Origin of the sequence: Methylibium sp. T29, from assembly GCF_000576205.1 — a bacterium.
Lineage (GTDB): Bacteria > Pseudomonadota > Gammaproteobacteria > Burkholderiales > Burkholderiaceae_C > Methylibium > Methylibium petroleiphilum.
This window is the reverse complement of sequence record NZ_AZND01000008.1, coordinates 43,493-49,585: the sequence shown is the minus strand read 5'-3', so window position 1 is coordinate 49,585 and position 6,093 is coordinate 43,493. Positions and strand designations below refer to the sequence as shown.

General features: G+C 65.8%; 6 protein-coding genes. 5 read left to right on the top strand and 1 reads right to left on the bottom strand.

The window, feature by feature from the left end:
* Positions 1-82 precede the first annotated feature (82 nt).
* The 5 genes from x551_RS02870 to x551_RS02850 all read left to right on the top strand — a co-directional run bounded on the left by x551_RS02870 (position 83) and on the right by x551_RS02850 (position 5,065).
* Complete coding sequence (locus tag x551_RS02870) at positions 83-1,417, top strand: ATP-binding protein (RefSeq protein ID WP_036229825.1); 1,335 nt, start codon at positions 83-85, stop codon at positions 1,415-1,417.
* Positions 1,418-1,581: 164 nt separating this feature from the next.
* Positions 1,582-2,373 carry a membrane protein gene (locus x551_RS02865; RefSeq protein WP_036229822.1) on the top strand — a complete coding sequence of 264 codons (792 nt, stop codon included), beginning with the start codon at positions 1,582-1,584 and terminating at the stop codon, positions 2,371-2,373.
* Between the two features lie 318 nt (positions 2,374-2,691).
* Positions 2,692-3,024 carry a DUF302 domain-containing protein gene (locus tag x551_RS02860; RefSeq protein ID WP_216701295.1) on the top strand — a complete coding sequence of 111 codons (333 nt, stop codon included), beginning with the start codon at positions 2,692-2,694 and terminating at the stop codon, positions 3,022-3,024.
* A 123-nt stretch (positions 3,025-3,147) separates the two neighbouring features.
* Positions 3,148-4,665, top strand: coding sequence for a DegQ family serine endoprotease (locus x551_RS02855; RefSeq protein WP_036229817.1), 1,518 nt, complete (start codon positions 3,148-3,150; stop codon positions 4,663-4,665).
* Positions 4,666-4,783: 118 nt separating this feature from the next.
* Entirely contained in the window at positions 4,784-5,065 is a 282-nt protein-coding gene (locus tag x551_RS02850) for a hypothetical protein (protein WP_253950279.1), read from the top strand.
* A gap of 44 nt (positions 5,066-5,109) precedes the next feature.
* Here the strand turns inward: x551_RS02850 and x551_RS02845 are convergent, their stop codons facing one another.
* Positions 5,110-6,063: an IS1595 family transposase gene (locus x551_RS02845; protein WP_036229815.1), complete on the bottom strand. Its 954-nt coding sequence runs from the start codon at positions 6,061-6,063 to the stop codon at positions 5,110-5,112.
* Positions 6,064-6,093: the final 30 nt, after the last annotated feature.

Here is a 6,093-nt window from a genome sequence, read left to right as displayed (position 1 = left end):
CGGCGCGCACACGCAAGAAGCTCGGCGTGGACCTGATCCAGAACGTGCGTGGCGTCGGCTACATGGTTCCCAGGGTCTGAGCATGGCCGTGCAGCCCTCCCATTCCCTGCGCACCCGGCTGCTCTGGCTGCTGCTTGCGGCCATCGTACTGACGGCGGTGGTCCAGGCCTTGATCGCCTACCGCGCAGCACGCGCCGAGGCGGATGAGATCTTCGACTACCACATGCAGCAGATGGCGCTGTCTTTGCGATCGGGGCTGCCGTCGAATGCGGTAGCGGGACCTGGCGAGGATTCGCAGGACGAAGAAGACCTGAACTTCATGGTCCAGGTGTGGACCGCCGATGGCCTGCGCGTGTTTCAGTCGGCGCCCCGCGCTGCGTTGCCACAGCGTACCGTGCTGGGTTTTTCCGACGTCAAGACCCACGGCGGCACTTACCGCGTGTTCTCGATGCAGTCGCGTTCACAAGTCATCCAGGTGGCCCAGGACATGGCGGCGCGGCGCGAGATGGCTGGTACCCTGGCCTTGCGCACGATGGCGCCCATCGCCGTGATGGCGCCCCTGCTGATGTTGGTGGTGTGGTGGGTAGTGAGCCTGTCGTTGGCTCCGGTGTCACGGGTGCGGCGCCAGGTCGCCGATCGACAGGCCGACGACCTGAGTGCTGTCAGCGACCTCGACCTGCCGGACGAGATCCGGCCTCTGGTCCAGGAGCTCAATCTGCTGTTCGGCCGGGTGCGCGAGGCCTTCGACGCCCAGAAGAACTTCGTCGCCGATGCGGCGCATGAGCTGCGCTCGCCGTTGGCCGCTCTGAAGCTGCAGGTCCAGGGGCTGCAGCGCGCCACCGACGATACGGCCAGAGACCTGGCGGTGAGTCGGCTGGCCGCGGGCATCGACCGCGCGACGCGCCTGGTAGAACAACTTCTGGTGCTGGCCCGGCATCAAGCGAGCGCCGCCACGGGCCTCAAGCCGGAGCCAGTGTCTCTGGTGGAGTTGGCGCGTCTGGCCGTGGCCGATGCGGTGCCCGCAGCGCAAATGCGCCAGACCGATGTCGGCTTGACGCAGGCCGATGAGGGACTGATCGCAGGCCAGGCGGAGGCACTGCGCATCCTGATGCGAAACCTGCTGGACAACGCTGTGAAGTACACCCCGGCGGGTGGCAAGGTGGACCTGGAGATCGTGCGCGAGGCGGGCGCGATTCGCCTGTCGGTGGAAGACAGCGGACCTGGCATCGCCGACGTCGACCGGCAGCGGGTGCTCGACCGCTTTTACCGCGTGGCCGGCACAGAAACCACGGGCAGCGGACTGGGCCTGGCGATCGTCCGGTCGATTGCCGAGATGCACGGCGCGCGCTTGCGACTCGACCGATCCGAGCGGCTGGGCGGCCTGCGGGTCGACGTGACTTTCCCTCTGGCAGGCTGATCGCACGCGGACGCGCCAACTGGCCGTCACGCCGCAAGTCGTGCCCGACGACGCGTTGCTCGATGCTGTGTGCACTCAACCCACAGCGGGTTAAGTGCTTGGTAAGTCATGGCCCGATAGCGTAGGGGCTGGCTCCACCACTCAGCATCCAAGAGGGCATTCCCATGAACAAGATCGAACCCGCGTCTGCCGAGCGCCTGCTCAACAAGGTGCCGGAGGTCACGCTGTACTTCTGGGTCATCAAGATCATGGCCACCACCGTCGGCGAGACGGCGGCGGACTTCCTGAACACCAACCTGAATCTCGGCCTGACCAACACCTCGATCCTGATGGCAGCGCTGCTCGTCGCAGCCCTCGTCGGCCAGTTCCGCAAGGACCGCTACGTGCCCTGGATCTACTGGGTCGCGGTGGTGCTGATCAGCGTGGTGGGCACCTTGATCACCGACAACATCACCGATCACTTCGGCGTGCCGCTGCAGGTGACGACGACGATTTTCGCGATCGCTCTGGCGACCACTTTCGCCGCCTGGTTTGCCGTCGAGAAGACCTTGTCGATCCACTCGATCTTCACCATGCGCCGTGAGTCGTTCTACTGGGCCGCCATCCTGTTCACGTTCGCATTGGGCACGGCGGCAGGTGACCTGGTGGCCGAGACGCTGAAGCTCGGCTACCTGTACTCGGCCATGGCATTCGGCGCCGGCATCGCGCTCGTGACCCTGGCGCACCTCGTGTTCAAGCTGAATGCCGTGCTCGCGTTCTGGCTCGCCTACATCTTGACCCGTCCGTTCGGTGCATCGTTCGGCGACCTGCTGTCGCAGCCGGCGAGCAACGGGGGCCTGGGCCTGGGGACGGTCGGCACCAGCGCGCTGTTCCTGACGGTGATCCTCGGCTTGGTCGTCTACATGACCAGGGCCGAAAGGCGCAGGTCCGTACTGGATGCGGCGCGGCTGGTCTGAGGTTGCAGCGTCGTCGAACAGGGAAGTAAATCGCGCACGCCATGCCAAGACTGATCGATCGCCGCCGGATCTCTTCGCTGCCAGAATCTTTGGCCGACTCATCGGTCCCAGCTCAGACCGAGTTTGGCCTTAAGTCCTGTCTAACTGTCGGCGCCCACCATCTTGGAACCAGGAGCGACACCCCCGCCCTGAGGAGCAAATGATGCGTCAACGCAAAGAGTCCGCCTCCTTCGAGGCGCTGAAGGCCGAGGCTTCATTCGCGGCGAGTCGACCCTTTCCGTGGTGTGCGACCGACCCTTCGACGAGGTCGCCCTGCAGTTGGAGGGCAGCATCGTCGCCAATGATCTCGGGATCCTGCAGGTGCACGATTTCCGGCGCTTGCTCCAGGCCAAGGGCATGTCACTGGAGCACAACTGTCGCGTCTACGAGGTCTGTAATCCGCGCCTGACCGCCCAACTCATCGACATCGACCCCGGGCTCGCCCACGTCCTTCCGTGCCGGATCTCGATGCACGACCAGGGTGGCGTCACCACTGTCACGACGCCGATGCCGTCCGCACTGATGACGGAGTTCTCGCACGCGGCCAACGTGGCGCGGCTGGCGCGCACCTTCGAGGCCGGCTTGCAGCGGGTGCTCAGAGGCTTGCTCTGAAGCGGGTTGATCGCTCATCGGCAGCGGTGTTGGCGTCACGAGAGCCGACCGATTAAGAACTGTCTAAGTCCCCGGCCTGACATTGAGTCTGTGTTCAACCACTGTTCCCTTCCAGGAGTTCTCATGACAACACGTTCGATGACCCCGACCCACTTGGTTCTCGCGCTGGTCGCCGCAGGCGTGCTGGGCGGTGCGGGTGCGACTTTCGTGTCCGCCACGCATGCCCGCGCGGCCGCTCCGACCGCCACGGCGTTGCCCGGCGCGTCCATGATGACGCCGATGGGCGCCACCCCCACCGCCGTCGGCGCGCCCGACTTCTCCCAGATCACCGCGCGCAATGGTGCAGCGGTGGTCAACATCAGCGTCAGCGGCATGAAGCTCGCCATCAACGACGCCGACGAGGCGCCGGCGGCGCAACGGCGCGGCCCGCAGGGCATCGATCCCAATGACCCGTTCTTCGAATTCTTCAGGCGCTTCCAGGGTCCCAACGGCGGTCTGCCGGGCCAGCGTGAGATGCCGGTGCGGGGCCAGGGCTCGGGCTTCATCGTCAGCGCCGACGGCCTGATCCTGACCAACGCCCACGTCGTGCGCGATGCCAGGGATGTGACGGTCAAGCTCACCGACCGCCGCGAGTTCCAGGCCAAGGTACTGGGATCGGACCCGAAGACGGACGTGGCAGTGCTCAAGATCGACGCCAAGAACCTGCCCGTGGTGCCAATGGGCAGTTCGGGTGACCTGAAGGTCGGCGAATGGGTGCTGGCCATTGGCTCGCCCTTCGGCTTCGAGAACAGTGTCAGCGCCGGTGTGGTCAGTGCCAAGGGGCGGTCGCTGCCCGACGACAGCTTCGTGCCCTTCATCCAGACCGACGTGGCCGTCAACCCGGGCAACTCGGGCGGTCCGCTGTTCAACACGCGCGGCGAGGTGATCGGCATCAACTCGCAGATCTACAGCCGCACCGGCGGCTACCAGGGCCTGTCCTTTGCCATCCCGATCGACCTGGCGACCAAGATCAAGGACCAGATCGTCGCCACCGGCAAGGCCAGCCATGCCCGTCTGGGGGTGGCGATCCAGGAGGTGAACCAGACGCTGGCCGATTCCTTCAAGCTCGACAAGCCCGAAGGCGCGCTGGTGTCCAATGTCGATGCGGGCGGGCCTGCAGACCAGGCCGGACTGAAGACCGGCGACGTGATCCGCAAGGTCAACGGCCAGCCGATCATCGCCTCAGGCGACCTGCCGGCCTTGATCGGTCAGTCTGCGCCCGGCGAGAAGGTGACGCTGGAGGTGTGGCGACAGGGCAAGCGCGAGGAGCTGACGGCCAGGCTGGGTGACGCCAGCGACAAGAAGGCCCAGCTTGCGAAGGCCGACGATGCCGCTGGCAAGGGCAAGCTCGGGCTGGCACTGCGCCCGCTGCAGCCGCAAGAAAAGCGAGAGGCCGGCGTGGATGGCCTGCTCATCGAGGATGCGGGCGGTCCGGCGGCGATGGCCGGCGTGCAGGCGGGCGACGTGCTGATGGCCGTGAACGGCACGCCAGTCAACAGCATTGACCAGGTGCGGCAGGCCGTGGCGAGGTCCGACAAGTCGGTCGCGCTGCTGATCCAGCGCGACGGCGACAAGATCTTCGTGCCCGTGCGCGTCGGATGATGGGCGCGCCGCTCCTCCTCGCGACGGCAGGCACTGGCGAGTCGAAATCTTGAGCGAGCCAGCCGAGGAGACGCCCAGCCTGCCGCCCGGCCGTTCAGCTCGAACGGCCGGCAATGGCTTGTCGGCGCACATCCTGCCGACGTCGGCGACGATGATCGGCGTGTGCCTCACGACGCTCTACATCAGTCTGCTCGGGCCGGTGGGCACTCAGCGTGTATTGGTCGACAAGCTGATGGCAGTGGACGCGCTGGTGTTCCTGGCCAGTGCCGTGCTGTCGTTCATGTCGATGCGGTCGCGCCGCCATGGAAGCCGCTTCGAGGGTTACGCCGAAACGGTGTTCATTGCTGGGCTCGGACTGCTCGCTCTCGGGGCGGTCGTGCTGGCGTTCGCCATCAATTGATGCCTGGCAGCGGTTCGGCCGCTGCGTCGCATGCGCACACCTGATCAGCAAGCTGCCTCAGCCGAGCGGGTCGTCTTGATAGGGCGTGGAGCAGTTTGAAAGGCGTCCCGAGCCAGCCGGATCAGGATGGATCTCAGCCTGTAGCGGCAATTGAAGAGGTACTGGACCTGCCCGAGGTAGCGCTGGCCGTACTTCTTGAAGGCGAAGGCGTGGTACGTGCCTGACAGGGAGGTCTTGATGTTGCCGAGCGCCGTGTTCACGGCCTGGAAGGACGGGTGCTTGGCACTGGACGCACCGCCACTGGTGATGTGGTGCTCGTGCAGGATGCCGGTGCCATGAACGGCCGTGAAGCAGCCCAGCCCATCGGAGACCAGGGTCGCCGGCGCCGCCAGCGACTTCTCGGCGAAGGCCTGGATCGACTCCTTGGTGAAGGGACGCTGAGACAGGCACATCACGACCGGCTTGGCGTCCTCCGTCGTCTGCACCGCTGCCACGAAGGGAACCTTGTTCGGCGAGCCCCGGCCCGCCTTGCCTCCGCGGACCTCGCCCCCCAGGTAGGCGTCGTCGATCTCGACGCGGCCGGTGAGTTGCCGCTGAGCCTCCCGCAGCACCATGACCTGCATGATCTTGTGCTTCAGCAGCCACGCCGTCGGGTAGGACACCCCCAGATGCCGCTTAAGCTCCAGCGCCGAGACGTTGTTCTTGGCCTGCGTCATCAGGTGCATGGCCAAGAACCAGCGCGGCAGCGGCAGCTTGCTGGACTCGAAGATCGTGCCGCTGACCAGGCTGCACTGGTAGCGGCAGCTGCTGCACTGGAAGTACAGGCGGTCGTGCCGCCGGAACTCGCTCTGCCCGGTCTGCTCGCAGCGCGGACAGACGAACCCGCTCGGCCAGCGCCAAGCCCGAACCCGCTCCTCACACTGTTGCACCGAGCCGAATCGATCGAAGACCTCCGGCATCGACAGCCCCTTCTGGTACTGAACCCTGTTCTGCGCCATGACCGACCTCCTGTGTGGATTGCGCATGCT